Raw genomic sequence first — 21,699 nt, 5'->3', positions numbered from 1 at the left:
CCATGAAGCTCAATAATGTGAACTTTAATCAATAATCAAGGTACAAGCCAGGATCCGGTCAAAAATCCGGACATAGCCTGCAATAAGATTTTTGCCTACAATTAGATTGAGTTGAAATAATAAAAATATTTACCCGGAAAAGAGGATAATAAGAAAAGGACTCGAAAAAAGAAATAAGGAAAGAACACAGAAAAAAATCTTGTAAAAAATCAAAAAAGAAATCAAGAAAGAACCCGAAAAATCAAACGACATTTAAAAAACCTTAAAATGAAAAATCCAGATGAAAAAAACAGGGGAATGTTTCCCCGGCTTATTTCACGAGGTATTCACAATCCTGCAATTTACATGACATTTTTTCTTTAAGAATGGTCCTCATCTTCGAGGTCTTCATAGTCGCTATTTTCAAAGTCTTCCAGATCTTCCAGATCCTCAAAGTCCTCCAGATCACCCAGGTCTTCAGTTTCAACCAATCCTTTACGCTTCCGTAGTTTCAGGGTGAGAACCACTCCCACGCAAAGTGCCAGCCCCAGGGACAGGGGGATTTTGAAGGAGGTCAAAAGGCCCATTACTCCGGAATCTTCGGACGAAACGCCTTCGGGAGATGAAGCCTCTGAATCCGCGTTTTCCGAAGCAGGCTTATCCTCAGGGGATTCCGCGGAAGCATCCGAAACAACCCCTAATTTGTTTTCAACCCCGCCTGTTTCTGCAGTGGCTTCTTTAAGAGGATGGTCGGCGTCTTCCGTTTCCACAAGCTCGGCGTCTTCTTCGGGCTCTTCAGGAAGGAAACTGTCATCCCCCAGCAGCAGGGCAAAAACCGCGCCGTTCCGCTTGAAAAGGTATACCCTTCCGTCATCGCTTCCTGCGGCTATCGTGCTGCTGTCCCCGGAAACGGAAATGCTGTTAATGTTTCCGCCGGTTTTGTTTTCCCAGAGCTTTTCTCCTTCCAGGCTAAAGGCGTAAACTTTGTCATCCCAGCTTCCTGCGGCAATATAGGAAGAGTCCGGAGAAACCTCAACATCGTAAACCGTATCTCCCACTTTATAGCTCCAGAGTTCAGTCCCACTGCGGTTGAAAAGATGGATCTTACTGTCAGAACTTCCTATCTTACTGTTAAAGCTTCCTGCAGCCAGATGCGAACCGTTGGCGGTTAACGATACACTGCTGATCCAGTAGCTCGGATTATTCCTCCAGGAAAAGTCCCCTTTCCGGTTAAGGAAGTAGACATTACCATTGGAACCTCCGGATGCAACGTAATAAGCCCTGGGGGTCATGCACACACTGTTGATAACGCTGCCTGTTTTCTGGTCCCAGACCTTATTCCCGTCCCGGCCCAGGAGGTAGATATAATGGTTGTCACTTCCGGCAGCCACATGAGAGCCGTCCTTTGAAACCGCAAGACTCCGTACCTCATCCTCTGCATCGAAACTCCAGAGCAGTTTTCCTTCCCGGTCAAAGAAATAAACCTTACCGTCGTCGCTCCCTGCAGCAATACAGGAACCGTCTGCTGAAACGGCTACACTGTTAAGGCTTCCTCCTGTCTCATAAGTCCAGAGCAACTTTCCTCTCTGGTTAAAGAAATACACATTATTATCATTGCTTCCTGCCGCAACGCCTGACCCATCCGAAGAAATGGACACTGTATACACTATATCCCCGGTGCTATAATTCCAGAGTTTTGTCCCTTCGGAATCGAAAAAAGAGACATCGTTGTCAAATCCTCCGACCACTACGTAACTTCCCCCGGAGGATAGCGAAACGGAATTGACTATACTACTGGTATTACACCGACAGATAAGGTCGAAAGCTTCAATTTCAGCTGCGTTTACTCCCTCGTTTTCCGAACTTTCCGAACCTGCTACTGCCACACTCGAAAGCAGGCAGAATACCAGACCCAGCAAGAAAACTAACCGTATTCCCAATGACTGCTTCATACTACTTTATAATGAGGACTTTCTTACACATGAAGTTATTGTTTAGAAAGTACTTCATCTAAAAAATTCAGGTGAATAAATAATTATTAATCAGAATGAATAATTATGTAAAACAGTAATAATTAAATTATAGATATATTATCATTATAAAGTAGTACTGAAAATCAGTAATTATAGTTACTTATTTCAGTTAAGAAAACCTGGAAATTTTGAAAAAACAGAAAAAACCCTTCGGTTTGCACCCTACAAAGAGGCAGTTTAAGGATTATGATTTCAGTCAAAAACGGTAAAAACCCTGCATAATTCTCCATAGATCGCAATATCTTACCGAGTTCACTGTTTCATCTTAACAGAATACCTCTTCAGGATGCGGAACTTAAAAAAGGTCTAAAATAAGTGATGTGGTTTAATGGCAAGAGAAGTTTGGAATACCAGAGTTGGATTCATACTTGCGGCAGTAGGTTCTGCTGTGGGCCTCGGTAATATCTGGAGGTTCAGCTACACCTGCTATGAAAACGGAGGAGGAGCATTCCTGATCCCGTACTTCATTGCCCTCCTTACCGCCGGAATCCCTCTCATGATCCTTGAATTCGGGCTGGGCAGCAAATTCAAAGGCTCTGCTCCGATGTCCCTCAAAAGGGCAGATAAAAAATTCGAATGGATAGGCTGGTTAGGAGTTATGTCCGGCTTTATCATAACGACGTATTATTCGGTAATCGTAGGCTGGAGCCTGATCTATCTGGCAAATGCGTTCACTCTCGGCTGGGGCACGGACACTGCCGGCTTCCTCTTCGGGGAAGTCCTCGAGCTTTCCGACTCCCCGTGGGTGCTCGGAGGCTTTGCCCATAAGGTTCTGCTAGGCTTGCTTGCTACCTGGGCTATTATCTGGGTTGTCGAAAAGAAAGGGGTCCAGGGAGGAATTGAAAAGGCAAGCAAGATCTTCATGCCCCTCCTCTGGATCCTCCTTTTCGTCCTCGTCTTCAGGGCAGTCACCCTCGTGGGAGCTCTTGACGGGATCGAGTGGTACCTCAAACCCGATTTCAGCATGCTCCTGGACAAGAATATCTGGGTCGCGGCCTATGGACAGGCTTTCTTCAGCCTGAGTCTCGGGATGGCCATAATGATCACCTACTCAAGCTACCTCCCGAAGAAAAGCGATATCGTAAACAACGCCTTTATCGTAAGCCTTGCTGACTGTGCCTTCAGTTTCACCATGGGTTTTGCAATCTTCGGGACCCTTGGGTACATGGCTTCTTCCAAAGGTGTCGGGCTCCAGGAAGTGGTTGCCAGCGGAGTCGGGCTCGCTTTCGTGGTGCTTCCGGAAGCCCTGAACATGCTCCCGGGCTTAAAAGCAATTACAGCCGTAGCATTCTTCCTCAGTATAGTAGTGGCGGCGCTCTCCTCCCCGATCTCCATAGTGGAAGGCTTTGCTGCAGCTATTATGGACAAGTTTGATATGAGCAGGAGCAGGGCAGTGGATGTTGCAATCGGAGTTTCCCTAATTGGCAGCCTTATCTTTGCCACCAAAGGAGGGCTCTACTGGCTGGACATCGTTGACCACTTCGTCAACATCTACGGCCTGATGGTTGTCGGAATCCTTGAAGTCGTTGCAATCGGATGGGTCTATGGAGGAGACAGGATCAAAGAATGGGTCAATACCTACTCGGACATCATGGCCGGAAAATGGTGGGACGTCAGCGCAAAAGTTGTCATTCCGATTGTCCTGGTCATCTGCCTGGCCCAGGAGACTCTCAACGGCATCAACGAACCTTACGGAGGCTATGATACAAATGCACTCCTGATCGGGTTCGGTGTGATCGTACTCGGGGCCGTAATAGCCCTCATGCTGCCCCTTCTCAAGAAGGAGGTCGAGTAAAATGCTGTCCACAAGCAGTATCGCAATGGCTGTCTTCGGGTTTTTATTCCTCTACGGAAGCCTGGCTTACTTCCTGAACATAGCCATGAGAAAGAAAAGATAATGAAGCACAGAAAAGTTATAAATAAAAGTAAAAATCAAAGTTGTGGAGGCATTTCCACAACCATTTTTCATTTTTTCAATAACATGACATTCTTTTTCAATAAGCTGGCTTTCTTTTTCAATAAGCTAACTTTCAATCGGGGATTTATTTCGGTTTCTAAGGATCAAAATTCAGATTAAATTTTAAACTAAGTAGTTAAATCCTTTTGAAGCTGGCATATTTTCGGGTTTCACAAAAAATCTCGCATTTGTGGCTCATATATTTACAAGGCTGAATTATTCAATACTCCCCTTCATAAAAGAAAGTACATGGTCCAGAATTGCGAGCAAGAACGGTGGGAGCCCGAAGAAGAGCGAGACAGGTACTTCGGCTTCGAGCCCGGAAACGGGATTCATGATATCCACATGAACCAGGGAAATTCTGAAAAATGGGAGGGGGATAATGGCGTCTGGCAAGACGGAGGCCTGATAATCCACCTCCCGGATGAGAAGAAATGGGTCGCCATATACCTTGCCTTCCAGTCCCAGTGCTTCCATACGGATGACATAACCGGAAACAAGCTCCCCGAAGTCTGCGACGGTGAAGCAGAAGGAGAAAAGGAAGTGCAGATAATTGCAGCTCTCGTGAACCCGGAAGGCCCGGACCTCGGCCTTGAAAGCGTAATCCTCCTGAACACAACCCCGGATCCTGTAGACCTAACAGGCTGGGCTCTTGCAGACAAAAACAAAAAGAAGGAAAAAATATCAGGCGTTATCAACCCGGGAGAAGCAAAAAGAATCAAGCTTTCAGGTGAGGGCGTACAGCTGTCCAATAAAGACGGGATAATTACCCTGCTTGATGACAGAGGCATAAAAGTACACGGGGTAAAATATACGAAAGAGGAAGCTACCAGGCCCGGCTGGACGATTGTGTTTTAAGAGAGATTTCAGGAGATATTATTAAACCCGCCTTATTACAGCTTCAGTCAGCCAGCATCTCCGGGGTTCACTGAATTTCAGGACCCCGGGCTCTTACCGGGCGCACCTGTGCGACCAGCTATTTCACGAAAAAAATGTAGGATGGGAGTATAAAAAAGAGGTTAAAAAACCACACGTAAAGCATACACGTATTAGCTTCATGTTCCACACGCAACCTGCGTACTAACTGAACCGAACAAACTTTTAATGGTACACTGTCAATGGCATACCGTCGATGAACAGGTTGCTTTTTCGTATTTGTACTCAGGAACCAGCCTTGTAGATACATCCAGCAATTCACCCGTGTCGGCCGAGACGTATCCCTCAAGGACATAGAGATCGCTAACACTCGAACACGCGCAGGTACGTTCAAGGACTTCTACCTTCCAGACAGCTTCTCCTCCATCAAGTTCAGTGCCATTCAAATCATAGGTTGCCCCGGAGACAAGCGTGACCCTCAACACCCTCCAGTCAGGAACGGAATAATACCCGGAAATATACTCCCTGGCACTTGAGTTATCGAGCACGATTTTTACAGCATCGGATGCATCGACTTTCAGGTTCATTTCGGAGCCTGCTTCCTGAATGAAACCTGAAAAAACACCACCGGCGATAATACCTATAAGAATTCCTGCAGCTAAAGTGGAAAATAACTCAGTGCGGTTCATGGGTACAGAATCAACTGTTCACATAATAAATTTTGTGAACTTTTACGATAAAGGTCAAAAAAGAGATTTGAAAACAAAATAATAAAAACAAAATAAAAGAAGTTGTGAAAGAGCCACAACTTCCTATCTACGAAATTCATTCTAATAGGATTTCATTTTCTTTTTCACGATACTATTAAATACCCCGTATCAAACCCGTAAACAGCTGATGTCTCAGAGTCCACGTTCGCCTTAAAGAGCCTGTAACCCGGAGCAGTTCCCGCAGGTACTTCCACCTCAAGCGGGAAGGTCCTTTCCTCACCTGCCCTGAGCTGAACATCCGTTTCAGTCCAACTGAAGCCGGAAAGGTCTGCCAGGTAGGAGGCAGGTACTCCATCAACATTAATCCGGATTTTGAAGACATCGTCAATATTCTGGGTGTTTTTCACCTTGATACCGGTGGAAACGCTGTTTCCTGCTACAACATCGCTGGCTCTTGGTGACACGGTTATGTCAGCACCGCCCTCGACCCGGACAACGTGATACGGGACTGAAGTTTCGGCGATGTTGCCAACAGCGTCTCTTGCTGTTATCAACAGAGAATAATCTCCCAGGTCATCAGGAGCAGGTATACTGCCCTTCCAGATGCCGTCTTTTTTTGCGAGTGAAACGTCACCTGCAGTCACTTCGATCACTCCGACCTTACCCGTGACATCCACACTTACATCCACCGTATTGCCCGGAGTTGTGCTGGCGGGAAACAGATCAACAGAATTGATTACAGGAGGCTCAGGAACCGAAGAACTTTTAACCTTTATAGTTTGCGTTGCCGTATCGATGGTACCAGGTTCGTTTTCTACGGTAAGGGAAACAGTATACTTGCCGGATTCGGTGTACGTGTACTCCGGATTCCGGACATTTGAATCCACAAAACCGTCACCTTCAAAGTCCCAGGACCAGGAAACGGCATTCATAGAAGTATCGGTGAACTTAACTGTTAACGGATTTTCACCTTCAACAACACTGGCAGTGAAACCGGCAACAGGGATCCCGTAAATAGTGATGAATTCTCTTGAGGTATCGATGGTACCCAGTTCATTTGTTACGTTCAGAGAAACAGTATATTCACCGGGTTCGGTGTACGTGTACTCAGGATTCGGGACATAAGAATCTACCTCACCGTCACCATCAAAGTCCCAGGACCAGGAAACGGCATTCGTAGAAGAATCGGTGAACACAACCGTTAATGGAACTTCGCCTTCAGTGATACTGGGGCTAAAATCAGAAACCAGGATACTGTAAACAGTGATGGTTTCTGTTGTCGTATCGTTTGTACCCAGTTCATTTGCTGCAGTAAGGTAAACAAGATATTCACCAGGTTCTGTGTACGTGTACTCAGGATTCTGAACATTAGAATCTACTGCACCGTCACCGTCAAAGTCCCAGGACCACGAAACAGCGTTTGTAGAAGCATCGGTGAACCCGACTGTTAACGGAACTTCACCTTCAATTACACTGGAAGTGAAATCAGCAACAGGAACACCGTAAACAGTGATGGTTTCGGTTGCCTTATCGCTGGTACCCAGTTCATTTTCTGCGGCAAGGGAAACAAGATACTCACCAGGTTCGGTGTACGTGTGCTCAGGATTCCGGACAGAAGAATCCACAGACCCATCACCATCAAGGTCCCAGGACCATGAAACAGCGTTCAGAGAAGTGTCGATGAACCCAACTGTCAACGGAGCTTTGCCTTCAATAACACTTGAAGTGAAACCGGCAGCAGGAATACCGTAAACAGTGATGGTTTCGGTTGCCTTATCGCTGGTACCCAGTTCATTTTCTGCGGTAAGGGAAACAAGATACTCACCAGGTTCGGTGTACGTGTACTCAGGATTCCGGACAGAAGAATCCACAGACCCATCACCATCAAGGTCCCAGGACCAGGAAACAGCGTTCAGAGAAGTGTCGATGAACCCAACTGTCAACGGAGCTTCGCCTTCAATAACACTTGAAGTGAAACCGACAACAGGAACACCGTAAACAGTGATGGCTTCTGTTATCGTATCGCTTGTACCGAGTTCGTTTTCTATGGTAAGGGAAACAATATAATCACCAGGTTCTGTGTACGTGTACTCTGGATTCTGTAGTTCAGAATCTGCTACACCATCAAAGTCCCAGGACCAGGAAACAGCATTCGTAGAAGCATCGGTGAACAGGACTTTTAACGGAGCTTCGCCTTCAATTACACTGGAAGTGAAATCAGCGACAGGAACACCGTAAACAGTGATGGCTTCTGTTGTTGTATCGCTTGTACCGAGTTCGTTTTCTACGGCAAGGGAAACAATATAATCACCGGGTTCAGTGTATGTGTACTCTGGATTCTGTATTTCAGAATCTGCTACACCGTCACCATCAAGGTCCCAGGACCACGAAACAGCGTTCGTAGAAGTGTCGGTGAACCCAACTGTCAACGGAGCTTCGCCTTCGGTAACACTTGAAGTGAAACCGGCAGCAGGAGCGCCGTAAACAGTGATGGTTTCTGTTACCGTATCGCTGGTACCCAGCTCGTTTGTTGCGGTAAGGGAAACAAGATATTCACCGGGTTCGGCGTACGTATACTCAGGATTCCTGACATAAGAATCCACCAGGTCATCACCGTCAAGGTCCCATGACCACGAAACAGCGTTCAGAGAAGTATCGGTGAACCCGACTATCAACGGAGCTTCGCCTTCGGTAACATTGGCAGTAAAATTCGAAACGGAAGAGCTCAGCAAAACAACTGTCCCGTTACTGAGCTCATGACCAGCAGTTAGGAGATTTGAATCTACAATTATAACTTCATTGAGGGCGAATTCTTTTACCCCGTGGGACGAAAACTGGTCCTTTACCTTGAATTCGATTGTTGAAACGACGCCTGGTTCAGAAACCCCGGTCTGTGCACACCTTGTTTCTGCATAGAGAACCTCACCTATTTCAGGACCTATTTGCGGAGGGACTATAAACGTCATCTGGCCATCCTGAGAGAGGAAAGGTCCCGGAGACAGGGACATCACTTCAAATGCATCCGGATCGAATGAAACGTTGTACTGCAGCCCGCAAACTTCTACAGAGTGGGGATCTATGCTTACGGTTACAGTAAACACATCTCCAGGCTCTACATATGTTACGTTTGGTTCCGAAACCAGGCTGCAAAATGGCTCAACATCTGCCTGGGCCGGAGAAGCAGCTGCTAAAAGCACAAATATTAGTAAAAAAAAACAACTTTCAAGATGTCTGATTTTCATAATTTTACTCCCACATTATCAAATACTCTACAAATCATCGAAAGAGATACTCTTTCGTAATCAGCACCCATACTGATGCCGATCTTAGAACATCAGTGACGCTGGCTGGGAAGGGACATTGGATTTTATTCAAGGGGACAGATATCTGTAGCTTCTGGTCTTCTTAAAAAAATGAACTGAAAACATAGGAAATAAATTAGGGAATATAAACTGTTGATGAAACTGGTAAATAATAAACTATTCTATATTTTCCTCTTTTTCAAAAGTGAGTAAGAAGACAGTTAACAGAGACAACAGTCCCCGTTTATCCTATTGAAAGCTCCGCAAACATTAAGGACCAAAAGTAAAACTTTACGGAGCAAAATTAATAAAAAATTGTCGGAGTAGAATGAATAAAAAACCAGACTGTTTGAAGCTGAAAAGAAAAAATAGGAAAAATATGTAAAGATCCAAATCTCCAGAACCGGAGACTTAAACCTTTACCAGATCCTCACGTTTTTACTTCCTGACAAACAGAAAGAGATAAGATCTCAATCCCTCCTGCTTCAGACGAGCTCAAATCAGCACCTCATGAAACAATGAGGTAACCTGTGTCAAACCCGTAAACCGACGAGGTCCCGGAATCCAAATTCGCCTTAAAGAGCCTGTAACCCGCAGAAGTACCTGCGGGCACTTCCACCTCAAGCGGGAATGTCCTTTCCTCTCCTGCCCTGAGCTTCACATCCGTTTCAGTCCAGCCGAAGCCGGAAAGGTCTGCCCAGTAGGATTCAGGTACTCCATCAAGGTTTATCCGGACTTTAAATATGTCGTCAATGGTCTGGGTGTTTTTCACATTGATTCCTACGAAAACGTTGTTTCCTGCTACAACACTGCTGGCTCTTGGTGAAACAGCGATGTCAGCACCGCCTTCAAGCAGAACAACGTGATACGGGACTGACGTTTCAGCTATGTTGCTGGCAGAGTCACTTGATGTTATCGACAGGGAATAGTCACCAACTGACGAAGGAGCTGTTATGCTGCCCTGCCAGATGCCGTCTGTTTTTGTGAGCTGGGTATCGCCTGCTGTTACATTGGAGACTTCAGTGTCATCCGTGGCATTCACTTCAATATCAATCGTTGCACCAGCTGTAGTATTGGCAGGGAAAATAACTACCGATTCAAACACTGGGGGTTCAACATCAAGTACCGGCTCTGCCTCGGTTGTTGCAGTCAAATTGACCCACGTCTCATTCACGTTCCCATAAATGTCCACCGTGCGCGTACCGATAGTATAATCTATTTCGGGCTCCAGACCGGTGGCGTTGAAGTATTCGACAGAGATGTTGGTCTGGAAAATGTTGTTGAGGTAGATTTCGATGTGGTTGAAGTCGGGGTCGGGGGGGTTCTGCCAAGTCCAGTTGATCCAGGTATTGCCTGTAGTAGATTGGAGATTGGTGATACTTGATAGAGTATTATTTTGTTCTAACACGATTTGAGGTATTGTGTTAAGCCCCTCACCAATCGTTACTTCCCCACTATAATCTGAATAACCTGGGTGGGATGCTGTCAATGAATAGTTCCCTATAGGTATGCCAACAAATATGTAACTCCCATCAGGCACTGTGGTTGTACTATGGTTGCCCAACTTAACTTCAGTTCCATTGTTATTATATTGGTTTTGCAAAAGTACAGTGCCTAAAACATCACCAGCATCAATAGAAATATAACTCGTAAAAATGCTCATATTGGCTTTGGTTCCTTGCCATATCCCTTTCATAGTATAAATTCCAGGGCTTAATTCAGGCGAAGCCTCAATATTGATTTCTTGAGTTTCATTTGGTGCCAGTGTAACCATCATTATTGAGTTGTAAACTTCAGCCCCTTCAAAATTTTCCAATTCTAAAAGAACATTCCCTGTATATGGTGAGTCACTCAAGAGATTAGTGATCTTGAAAGGAACAATAATATTTTCTCCAACTGAAGCATTGGTTGGCGGATACGCATGAATCTCAATCGGAAATTGGGTTGTAAAGTTGTTTGAATTGGATAGGAAGTCAATTGTCTTATCATTAACAGGATCATAGATATTCAATTCTGTTTGAGGCAATTCAACCATGACTCCTGTTTCACCATTTGAAATAAATGTCACAACTATATGGTGACACTCCTCTGGTGCAAGGTATAAATTCCAGTTGATAGCATTTTCACCTATAGTACCATTATCTACACTGACCACTGTTATATCACTTGGAATTTCTTGACTTAAATTGACTGATATTGGTATTTTGAACGGATTTTCTGCCAATATTTCAAGTGAATATACATTACTATTTATGGGAGTCTTTATTGAAGTTCTAATGGGATATGTTAATATTTCAGCATTGTCTATAACTTCTTGAGATACAGATAAATCGCCTGATGTTACTATTCTTTTAGTACCAAATACAGTGTCACCAGTTCCAATAGGATAAATTCCAGTATCAGTTTCCCCAAATATAACAAAGTTAACTCTGGTTCCTTTCTCTGGCTTATCTCCAATTTCTCCATTTTTAAAATGATACACACGAATTGTATTAGTTCGTCCAGCGTGTATTTTCAATTTACCATTGCTCATTACTGGTGTCCAGCTAATATCTCCTATAAGAGGAACATTGAAAAACCAGTGTTGATAATCAGCGATTAATTCATATCTCGTGTCGAATGGACCATTGTTTTTAATGGTAACATCAGTATATGCCTCTATCGGAAATATTTTGTACTCAACTCCAAAAAAATCACCAACGCCGAGTACCACAGGTTCCCCTATTGAAACGATTTCACCAGTTGCAATCTCTGGCCTTTTTCCACTTTCGATTATTTTTAATCCTTTATTTATATTCATATAAACTTTTTCTGATTTATTGTACGCGTCGAGATTTATTCCCAATCCAAGATTATACATATAAGTGTCTTGCTCGATTTTGAATTCATTTTCCACAGCATCCCCAATTACAGCTGTTTCCCCAACAACAACTGCCCCCATTGGACCAGCAACCAGTGTTGCAATTGTCTTTAGTCCAAATTTAGCATAGATCGTCATGAAACTATTATATAAATCAGAATTATCGTCTACTCTATATTTTTTAGACTCATGTAATATTATTCCATTTTTCTCCAGATAATTGACCATAAGTTGATTTGCAATCCTCTTTTTTGACAAATCTTGTTGATACATATTTATTTCATTTTCAGGAATATCGCTAATTTTGCTTAAAGCGACATTCTCACTGTTATCAAGTTCATTTTTATATTCCTCTATTGCTTTGCTGAGCGGTGAAGCGATGTTATTTTGCAGGGCATCATTATCCTTTAAAAGTTCGCCAAAAGATACCATGTTTAAAAGTTCGCCAGCATATCCAATGGCCAAATCAGATTTGCTTTCCCAGGCAAAACTTTCAATATATCTAATAGTATTACCAACATGACGTAGTGGATTGTTGATAAAATCTGGATCTCCAAGATATTCACTTTCTGCAAGTTTCGTACTCATAAACCCGCCGGCTTCCAAAAAACCTTCAAAAATAATCCAATTACGCTGTATTTTATCATCTGTCATTTCCCTCGAAAAATAATCCCCGTCTTCTGCAGATGATTTAGCTTCAGTTTCAATTTTGTCAAGTCTTTTTTTAGTCTCACTAACTGTAAATTTAATATCTTCTCCAAGTACTGATGAAATCGGAACCACTTCAGTATAGTAACTGGTAGCCCCATCTTCGTCAGTTAATGTAAGATTCACTTCATAGTCGCCTAACATTGAGTAGGTATGACTAATTATGGATTCTGTACCAGTAGAGCCGTCTCCAAAGTCCCAATTGTATGAAACAATTTCACCACCATCATAAGGACCATATGGATCATAAGATGCGGTAGCATCAAAAGTTACTTCCTGATCGATGAGAATTAGACCTTCGGGAGTATAACTAAAAGATACAATCGGTGGTTTGTTAGGCTGGGGGAGGTATAGAGGATAATTATCTAAACTGTCCCCTCCTGCTATCGGGTAAGGATCATCGCAAATACCGTCATAATCAGTATCCATAATACCGTTGAGGTCATAATCCATTTCAGTAGTTTCTGAGTAGTAATTTCCTATAATCCCATTGTCCCATTGGTTTAAACTATCATCAAAAGCACTCATATCATTTTCAATTAATCTATTGTTATAAACTCTATTATTGCTGGAAGACGATAAGTAAATTCCATAATAATTGTTATTAATGATATTATTCGTAATTTCGTTGTTGTTAGAACTGAGGTAAATCCCCCATTGCATATTGGAGCTAATATTATTGTTGACAATAATATTACCATCCGATAATACCTCTACAGCTTTTTTTCCAGCTCCAGTAACGACAAAACCATCAAGGATAACACCATCAGCAGAAATTGTAACCGCATTTTTCTCCCAACAAGCATTTATTATGGGTTTACCAGTGTCAATGTTGATGCCTCTTAAAATTATTTGTTTGTTAATAATTACATCCTCATAATAAACCCCACTATCTACATGCAATTCATTCCCGGAATCGGCATCATCGATAGCTGCCTGGATCGAAGCAAAGCTACTGCCCTTGTTTATGTTATGGACTGAACCTGGAATAATACACTTGATACTATTAATCAGCGAAGTCTCAGCCCCACCCAGAGCATTACTGTGGCTGAAAGACCCCTTAAACTCGGTAAATTCCCCATCAAGGCTTGATGTCATTACCCAGTAAGCTTCTTTGCTCTCTTCGGGTGCCACGTCTCCGAAGTCTATAAGTAACGAATCCGTCTCAGGCCCGTCCACAAGTCCACTGCCGATGAGTTCGAAGGAGACCAGCAATCCTGCTTTATTTTCGTAGATCACAGGCTGGGCGCTGTCGAGTTTAAGGTTCTTTGCAGTACCGTATCCCACGTTAGTAACATTCAACGTGATGTTGAAGGGTGTATTTGCTTTGACTTCACCGGGAATTATGTAGGTCAGATCCAATAGTGGCTGCGGCATCACAGTAATACTTTCTTCTGTGCTGTTTATGCTGAAGGGGACACCATCTACGGTATAGCCTATGAATGCCTGAACTGTGTAATCCTTGCCTTCGGGATTGGTACCTCCTGCATTTTTCTCGGGTACTAACAACCAGTCTGCGTTTGAAACTGCTAGAGGACTTATAACCCCACTGCCGTCGATAGAACTGATGCTGCTCAGGGATGTCAGGTTAACGAAGAATAGATTCGAGGCGTCGTTTCCCTCTGAATCCTTTATCTCAAGGTTTACATTTACACTTTCGATGTTTTGGTCAGTCAATTTATTTGTCAGTTCGAGGCTGGCAGCAAATGCATCTCTTTCGAGAGTGGCTTCCTGGGAGATGTAGAATTTGACCCTCTCACGAACTGTTTCCACTACCTGAGGAATTGAGTCACCACCATAGTTGCCTGAGGAATAGCTTCCTCCTGGACTATTGTAATCATGTCTGAAATGTTCTTCTATTACATCGATGACCGGTTCGGAACTAACCGGGCAGTTATACATGTAGACAAAAACAGGAAGCTCTGACGAAAGGTACACTTTCCTGGTTACGTCACTGTTTGCCTCAAAGGTAAGATAATCTCCCCGGATTCTGATACTGTTTCGGTACGATTCCCCGCCGCAGGAAACATAAGTGGCATTTAAATGATAGGGGATTGTGATGGAACTCTGAGCTTTGAGTTCATCGACAAAGAAGCTGTGTACGGTTGGGAAAGTTATGTTCACTCCCTGCAGAGAGGACGAATCCACCGTCACGTTGAAAACCGAAACAAGCCCGGGGTTTGAAATTATGATGTTGTTGTCGTTTTCGTATACAGGATCAGAGAAGTTTACTCCGTACCTGAGATACATAGGGTGAGGAATCAACAGAGGTGGAGGTACCTCGGTTTCAAATGTAAGGTCCAGCTGGATATCATAATCATCTTCTATCTGTACTGGAGTTACAGTGAGTTCTACTCCGAGGATGTCTTTGGAGAGTACAGGTTCTACAAGGGTCTGTATTTCAGGAGAAACTGTTGAAGAACCACTTACTGGTGCATGGTCGGACGCTTTTACGAAATAATTATACGTACCGACTGAAACATCCTCGAAGAGATAATATCCGTTTTCATCTGTGGTGCCCTGGAATACCTGTGTAAGGACAGCCGGGTTCTGGATTGCAATTGATGCTCCGGAAATGTTCTGTCCAATATCATTCACAACATGGAACATCAGGTCTCCCTTTTCGGAAGAAGTGATTGAAATTTTCAGGTATATGTTTACAGGCTGATGGTTGCTGCTGGAGATGGTAATTGTTTCCTGGTAAACTCCTGCAGCAGTTTCGTTGCTCGGGTGGAGGAAAATACTGAAAGATTTGTTCGTGCCCGGGGAAATGCTCCCGAGATTTGCAGAACTTACGGAAACCCAATCAAGAGCTGGCGTTGAAATGTTAATATCATTCATGGATTCGTATCCGGCATTGGAGATACTGACAGTTTTGACCAGGGTATTGTTGGGGTTCATTCCAGCTATTATCGATGTCGGGTTGACAATGGCAGCAGGTCTGGCATCGACCAGGTGGACAAATAATTCAGCTTCTTCATAACTGCCTTCATCGGTAGTAACTGAAACTACGTAATTTGCCTGGGAGACATCCACATTTGCAGAGCTGATTTTTACTTTAAACGTCCCCTGAGCTCCGGCAGCAAGGGTTTCAGGCGGCAGCTGTACCAGCTGAGTTTCTACCCCGGTTACTGCGTCTCCGTCAAGCCGGACAGTTACACCGTGCAGATCTATTTCTCCGTAATTCCTGAGGGAAAATGTGATGTTCTCAGATGAATTTTCAGACATTTCATAGTCTATGGTACCGGAAGGACTCATGTAAAGCCCGTACATATCAAAAGAAGTCTCTGCGCTTATCCAGAGCCTATCAGAATTCACGCTGATTTTGGCAGTGAAATTCCCAGCTTCACTGGTTCCGGGCTGGAAATAATATGAGAAATATCCATTGGAATCCGTTACAAGGCTGTAAGTCCGTGTATAACCTTTCAATTTTATGGTCAGAACAGCCGGCGTATTGGCAACAGGACTCCCATCTTCATATTGCGCTCTGCCGGTGATATGCACGACTTCTTTCCTGTCATAAATTGATTTGTCTGTTGAGATGGATACGCTGAAATTTTCTACGATCTTGAATGAAATTGTCTTTTCGGCAGTTAATCCATTAATATCCCTTAACGTGACTCTGGCACTGTAACTTCCTTTCGGGTAACCGGTCAGGTCCACATTTGAAGTGAACCCGGAGCTTGTATAGCTCATCGGACCGGTGTATAGAATATTATTGTTTTCATCCAGAACGCTTAGAGTCAAATTTACATCGCTATCCGTCAGGTAAACGTTGGGAGAAGCCAGACTGGATGCTTTTGCAGTGAATACAGCAGTACCGTTTTCGGCATAACTCTGGCTGTCACTGCTTACAAGTAAAAGGTATTTTTCTTCAATGTAGGAAAGATTTGTTAGCAGCAGGTTATTGCTCTCATTAGATTCTTTTATCTGCCCGGAATAATCCACTTTTACACTGACATTGTGATCTCCGGATGTTGCGGTCCATACCTGAGAAATCTTTACAGATTCACCAGTTAATAAACCATAGACTGTTTTTATACCAACTAAGTTTTCATCAATAGTAAAACCTGTATTGAAAGGTCTCAGCGTAGTTCCATTCCCAATATTTTCGATATAAGCATTGAAAGTAACGGAGTCCCCTGTTGAAAAGGTTTCAGGCGTCCATGTAAAGTTGGATACTATCAAATCAGACTGCTCGACCTCTGGAAGAACCAATTCCAGGGAATTATCAGTTTCATCTGATTCGCTTACTTCATTAGCAGAATCTGCTACTACCTGTATCGTATGTTCTCCAGGTACTGCAGCCCAGGTTTGGGAAATGAATTCATGAGATCCTGAAGCCAGGCCATCAAGCTGTCTATAGGCAATCGAAACCCCATCGATCAGGAATTGGACATGGAACCTTTTGGAGGTACTTCCAAATCCTTCATTTTGAATGCTGGCATTGAATGTTACAATCTCTCCATCACTGAAGTTTGAAGGGTTCCATGTAAGGCTGGAAACGGTTATGTCGGATCTTTTGATCTCTGGAAGGGCCTGAGTCAGATTGTTGTTTGTTTCGTTTGACTCTTCCACTCTTGGACCATTTGCATTATATGGATAAGCGTACCAGCCACCCGCATCCGCTGTAACTGTCAGAGTGTGATTCCCGGGCACAGCAGTCCAGCTTTTTGAAACGGTTTCGTATCCACCAGCCACCAGCCCATCAATAACTGCATAACCGATATCATTCCCATCGAGGTAGAACCGTACTCCAAACCAGTTTTCCGTGCTGTTAAGTCCAGCGTTCTCAACCGTAGCATTGAGGACGATAGTATCCCCATCATCAATTAGGGATGGAACAGTGATATTTGAAATTACGAGTTCCGGTTGATAGATCGGAGGTAGAATGGCTGATCCTAGATTATTAGACTCATTGGATTCAAGTATTCCATTCGCATCATCAACTTTTACATTTAAAACATAAATACCCGGAACGGCAACCCATTCTGTCGAAACCGTCCTTATTTCTCCCACTGGAAGTCCGTCATCTACCGTAACAGTGCCAATTTTACTTTCATTAATATAGAAGCCAACATCAAACGACCTGGAAGCATTCCCGACCCCTATATTTCGTATTTCGGCTTTAAAGGTAACCGGAGTCCCATCATAAAACGTTTCTGGCATCCATGTAAGATTTGAAACAATCAGATCTGCCTGTTCAACTTCAGAGAGGGAAACGGTAAACCTGTTGTTTGTTTCGTCCAGCTCTTTGACATGATCGTAATAGTCTACAACAACAGTGACATTTTCTGCATAAGCTGTGGCAGTCCATTCCTGGGTAATAACTATTGATTCACTGGCGTTTAGTCTCTCAATCCGCTTCTGCCCGATGTATTGATTATCGGCAAGGAACCTCACATAAAACGGAGAGAGCGTGTACCCGTCCCCGATGTTTCGTATGCTTGCATTGAAGGTTACAATCTCGCCTTCATTTATCTTAGTCGGGCTCCAATTTATGCCATCGATGGTGAGATCTGAACGCCCGATTATCTGTATATTAACAGAGTCCTCAACAGACATACCCCTGCTGCTTGTTGCTTTTGTGGTTATCTGGTGGACCCCCAGAGCGAGGTCCAAAGAAGTGAATGATTCTCCGGCACCGATAAACCCGTCCAGGCTGGATGTCCAGTTTATTGCCGAGCCCATAAGGATACCGTCTACAGGATCAAATCCAAGCGCATTGAAGGATACAGGGTCATCCTGCACAAAGATGGAGTTGTTTGCAGGTTCAAGAACAGTAACCTTCAGGGGCTGATTTACGTTTAAAGACAATTTAACTTCTTTATTTGAATCCACATCAACTGATGTTTGAGCAGTAACATTATCGAAAATTGCTGAAATCTGATGCGGATTATAATTTGTATTGGAATCTCTTGTTTTCCTGTATTCTTTGACAACAATATTTTCAACCAGTCCTTCAGCATTAGTTGAACCGTTGAGTATCTGTGTACCTGTAAAATCATTTACAGAAATATTTGCATTTGAAATGGGATTTCCATTGGCATCAACGGTCTTGACATCAAGATACCAGGAATAATCGAGTATGCTACTGGAATCATAGAAATAGACTTTAGACTCATCAAAAGATGTATTTATAGAGTTTATTCCGGAATTCCTGTAGATATAATAATCATAATTAGAGGATCTTTCAACTATTGTGTCACTGACATTAATACTTGAATAATAAATTCTTATACCATTTCCATTGTACTGCAGGAGATTACCTGAAATTCTCGGATTAGATTTTATGTACAATCCGTAGTCTTCGTTTCTAAGTATCTTGCTGTTAATTATTGTGGAGTTATCATCACTCAAACTATCAAATAATATTGACGTTGCCATTTTTACAGTACTATTATCCATATTCAGGAGGCCGTATACATCGAATGGATAATAAAACCCGAGTTCCGTATAAGCTGGCGACAAGAAGGAATTTATAAGATTCAACTCTCCGCCTTTCTGAACATTGATCCCATATTGTTCAGACCCTAAAAGTTGTATCAAAAAAGTTACGTTATCAAGTGTTAAAGAGCCGCCGTCCTGGACAATCAGATTTCCTTCAAGATATATCGTTTTGTCTGCATATGATTGTGTGTCGTTTATAATCCAGTCACCATTGATAGTTAAAGGAAGCTCAGAAGTAAATTCTCCCTGCCCCATCTCTATAATGTCATTCTTTGATTCTGTAATGTTAGATTCTATTGAACCATCAGGGAAACCCTGTTTGCTTGCCTTGATAACATGTGGGTTTGCATCTGTTTTTGTAGTGGAGCTTTGGGAATATTCCCTTATGGTAAAAGTAACCTTTCCATTTTCATCAGAAGTTCCCTCTGAAACCTTATTCAAATCTCTGCCGTATACCTGTACAAGGACTTCAGATACTGGAATTGAGTTGTTCAGAACCTCTATAGTGTCATACCAGTAAACCTCTAACAACCCAGAGTTGGAAAGAGCCACTTTTGATTTGTCAAATGTGCTGTTTATTGATTTTATAGTACCGCTATAGGAAGAAGAGTAATCATAACTACTGCTGTTTATTGTTGAATTGCTAACTATGTAACTGCCATATGAAGTAGAAATCCCATAGTTGTTACCGGAAATTATAGAATTGTTTATGATGTTGTTCCCACTATAAGTGGAGATACCATAATTTTTATTATTGCGTATAAGATTATCATCAAGAGTTGCTGATGCACGACCGAGATATAATCCATTTTGGGAATTATTTTCAATGAAGTTGCCTGTTATTTGAGCACTGCCGCCATTGTAATTATTGTTATAGTAAATTCCTGAATTGGTGTGATTTGATATTACATTGTTTGTAATGCTCAATGAATTTCCATAATTATATGTTGAATAGATTCCATAAGTTTGATTGCTTATGGTATTGTTTTCAATTAAGGCAGAACTACTGTAGACGTATATGCCTTGACCACAGTTTGTTATCTTGTTATTTGAGATGGAAGGAGATGCGTAATAAAGGTAAATGCCCTGTTGTTTGTTACCCTTTATTACACTACCATTAATGACTGAAGAATCGTCACTGCTATCGTAAAAAGTAATCGAAGATGCTCCACTTACAGTACTGTTCTGGACATTCAGGTAACCGTAGTTACGGAAGGTATAAGAATAGCCAAGTTCAGGATATGATGTAGTCACAGCAGAACTATTGAGATAAAATTTGCCACCGTCTTCTATTTTAATGCCATATCCATTAATTCCCAGTAAACGAATTGAAAGTGTTACATTCTCGAGTGTTAGAGCTCCTCCATTCTGGAGAATCAAATTGCCATCAAGTATTATTTTTGAATTTGAATAGGATTGTGTATCATTTATAATCCAATCCCCATTTTTAGAAATCGAACTATTCTGGATTATGGGTTCAGAGCTAAGATCAATAAAATCTTGTTTTGTTTCAGTGACATTTGAATAAGTAGATCCGTATTCTGAATCTTTAGATGCTGTTATAAAATGTGGTGTAAAATAGAGCTTTTTTGCAGAAGTTTGTATATATTCCTGAACCTGCAGTTTTATATTCCCATCTGAATCTGTTACTCCCTGAGATTCCTTGAAACCGTCATTATCATAAATTTCAACATTTGCACCGACAACAGGTAAATAATCTCTGTTAGCTTGAACTGTATCATACCAGAAGACCTGCAATGACCCCGAGCCGGAAAAAGATACTTTTGATTTGTCAAATGTACTGTTTATGGATTTTATAATGCCGTAAGAAGTAGTATAATCATAATAGATACTTTTTATTGTTGAATTGCTAACTATGTTACTGCCGGAATAAGTGCGAATTCCGTAGTTATTATCGGAAATTATAGAATTGTTTATGATGTTGTTCCCACTATAAGTGGAGATACCATAATTCTTATTATTGCGTATAAGATTATCATCAAGAGTTGCTGATGCACGACCGAGATATAATCCATTTTGGGAATTATTTTCAATGAAGTTGCCTGTTATTTGAGCACTGCCGCCATAGTAATTATTGTTATAGTAAATTCCTGAATTTGTGTGGTTTGAGATTAAATTATTTTTGATGATCAATGAATTTCCGTTATTATCTCCTGAATAGATTCCATAAGTTTGATTGCTTATGGTATTGTTTTCAATTAATGCAGAACTTCTGTAGATATATATGCCTTGAACACTGCTTGTTATCTTGTTATTAGTAATGGAAGGAGATGCGGATTCAAGGTAGACGCCCCGTTCTTTGTTATCTGTGATTGCACTGCCATTAATCACAGAAGAATCATCGCTGCTGTCATAAAAATGAATTGAATAGGCTCTATTTATATCAGTATTTTGTAAATTCAAATAGCCATAATTATCAAAATAATAATAGAAATTCCCTGTAATTTTGGACCCATTTTTAACATACAATTTCCCCCACTGCTGCACAGTTATACTGCGCTGCCTGTCCGATGTGCCGTTCATCTCAAGCCGAACATTATCCAGCGTTAATGAGGCGTCGGCAGGGATAATTAAGTTGCCATACAGGATTATTTCTTCGTTGCTTCTCACTTCATTATCATTTACAACCCAGTCCCCGTTGATGATGGTTGCAGCTGATCCGATACCTACTCCTATTATCAAAAAAGAGAGAAGCATTCCAATACAAATTAGTTTACTCGGCCCATTCATTTCTATATCCCCTTGAATAAATCTCCAGCACAAATTATTGAATTGAGTATTCTCATCATAAAAATATCAAGAA

The 21,699-nt window shown here is 42.2% G+C and carries 8 protein-coding genes; 4 read left to right on the top strand and 4 right to left on the bottom strand.

Going from position 1 to position 21,699, the window contains the following annotated elements:
• Positions 1-359 precede the first annotated feature (359 nt).
• The gene (locus MSMTP_RS05320; protein WP_231582925.1) at positions 360-1,898 is read right to left on the bottom strand and encodes a WD40 repeat domain-containing protein; all 1,539 of its coding nucleotides are present in this window, start codon (positions 1,896-1,898) and stop codon (positions 360-362) included.
• Positions 1,899-2,340: 442 nt separating this feature from the next.
• On the opposite strand from MSMTP_RS05320, the gene MSMTP_RS05315 reads away from it, so the two are divergent.
• The 3 genes from MSMTP_RS05315 to MSMTP_RS05305 all read left to right on the top strand — a co-directional run bounded on the left by MSMTP_RS05315 (position 2,341) and on the right by MSMTP_RS05305 (position 4,827).
• Positions 2,341-3,807 carry a sodium-dependent transporter gene (locus tag MSMTP_RS05315; RefSeq protein WP_048178138.1) on the top strand — a complete coding sequence of 489 codons (1,467 nt, stop codon included), beginning with the start codon at positions 2,341-2,343 and terminating at the stop codon, positions 3,805-3,807.
• 1 nt (position 3,808) lies between these two features.
• Positions 3,809-3,910, top strand: a complete 102-nt coding sequence (locus MSMTP_RS18990; protein ID WP_156153688.1) for a MetS family NSS transporter small subunit — start codon at positions 3,809-3,811, stop codon at positions 3,908-3,910.
• A 308-nt stretch (positions 3,911-4,218) separates the two neighbouring features.
• Positions 4,219-4,827 carry a DUF2278 family protein gene (locus MSMTP_RS05305; protein ID WP_052718287.1) on the top strand — a complete coding sequence of 203 codons (609 nt, stop codon included), beginning with the start codon at positions 4,219-4,221 and terminating at the stop codon, positions 4,825-4,827.
• Between the two features lie 257 nt (positions 4,828-5,084).
• Here the strand turns inward: MSMTP_RS05305 and MSMTP_RS05300 are convergent, their stop codons facing one another.
• A complete protein-coding gene (locus MSMTP_RS05300) occupies positions 5,085-5,432 on the bottom strand; it encodes a hypothetical protein (protein WP_197076146.1) in 348 nt (115 codons plus the stop codon).
• A gap of 19 nt (positions 5,433-5,451) precedes the next feature.
• Here MSMTP_RS05300 and MSMTP_RS19655 point away from each other — a divergent pair, with 19 nt between their 5' ends.
• Complete coding sequence (locus MSMTP_RS19655) at positions 5,452-5,616, top strand: hypothetical protein (RefSeq protein WP_197076145.1); 165 nt, start codon at positions 5,452-5,454, stop codon at positions 5,614-5,616.
• Between the two features lie 82 nt (positions 5,617-5,698).
• Here the strand turns inward: MSMTP_RS19655 and MSMTP_RS17870 are convergent, their stop codons facing one another.
• Together MSMTP_RS17870 and MSMTP_RS05290 are read right to left on the bottom strand one after the other, a co-directional pair.
• The gene (locus tag MSMTP_RS17870) at positions 5,699-8,797 is read right to left on the bottom strand and encodes a PKD domain-containing protein (RefSeq protein ID WP_052718286.1); all 3,099 of its coding nucleotides are present in this window, start codon (positions 8,795-8,797) and stop codon (positions 5,699-5,701) included.
• A 568-nt stretch (positions 8,798-9,365) separates the two neighbouring features.
• Positions 9,366-21,626: a CARDB domain-containing protein gene (locus tag MSMTP_RS05290; RefSeq protein ID WP_048178135.1), complete on the bottom strand. Its 12,261-nt coding sequence runs from the start codon at positions 21,624-21,626 to the stop codon at positions 9,366-9,368.
• Positions 21,627-21,699 lie beyond the last annotated feature (73 nt).

It is taken from the genome of Methanosarcina sp. MTP4 (assembly GCF_000970045.1).
Taxonomy (GTDB): domain Archaea; phylum Halobacteriota; class Methanosarcinia; order Methanosarcinales; family Methanosarcinaceae; genus MTP4.
This window is presented reverse-complemented; position numbering and strand designations above follow the sequence as displayed.

What these genes read in the sequence shown, in the direction of transcription:
- MSMTP_RS05315 (WP_048178138.1), top strand. Translation starts at nt 2,341, where the DNA reads ATGGCAAGAGAAGTTTGGAATACCAGAGTTGGATTCATACTTGCGGCA.
- MSMTP_RS18990 (WP_156153688.1), top strand. Translation starts at nt 3,809, where the DNA reads ATGCTGTCCACAAGCAGTATCGCAATGGCTGTCTTCGGGTTTTTATTC.
- MSMTP_RS05305 (WP_052718287.1), top strand. Translation starts at nt 4,219, where the DNA reads ATGGTCCAGAATTGCGAGCAAGAACGGTGGGAGCCCGAAGAAGAGCGA.
- MSMTP_RS05300 (WP_197076146.1), bottom strand. Translation starts at nt 5,432, where the DNA reads ATGAACCTGAAAGTCGATGCATCCGATGCTGTAAAAATCGTGCTCGAT.
- MSMTP_RS19655 (WP_197076145.1), top strand. Translation starts at nt 5,452, where the DNA reads ATGAAACCTGAAAAAACACCACCGGCGATAATACCTATAAGAATTCCT.
- MSMTP_RS17870 (WP_052718286.1), bottom strand. Translation starts at nt 8,797, where the DNA reads ATGAAAATCAGACATCTTGAAAGTTGTTTTTTTTTACTAATATTTGTG.
- MSMTP_RS05290 (WP_048178135.1), bottom strand. Translation starts at nt 21,626, where the DNA reads ATGAATGGGCCGAGTAAACTAATTTGTATTGGAATGCTTCTCTCTTTT.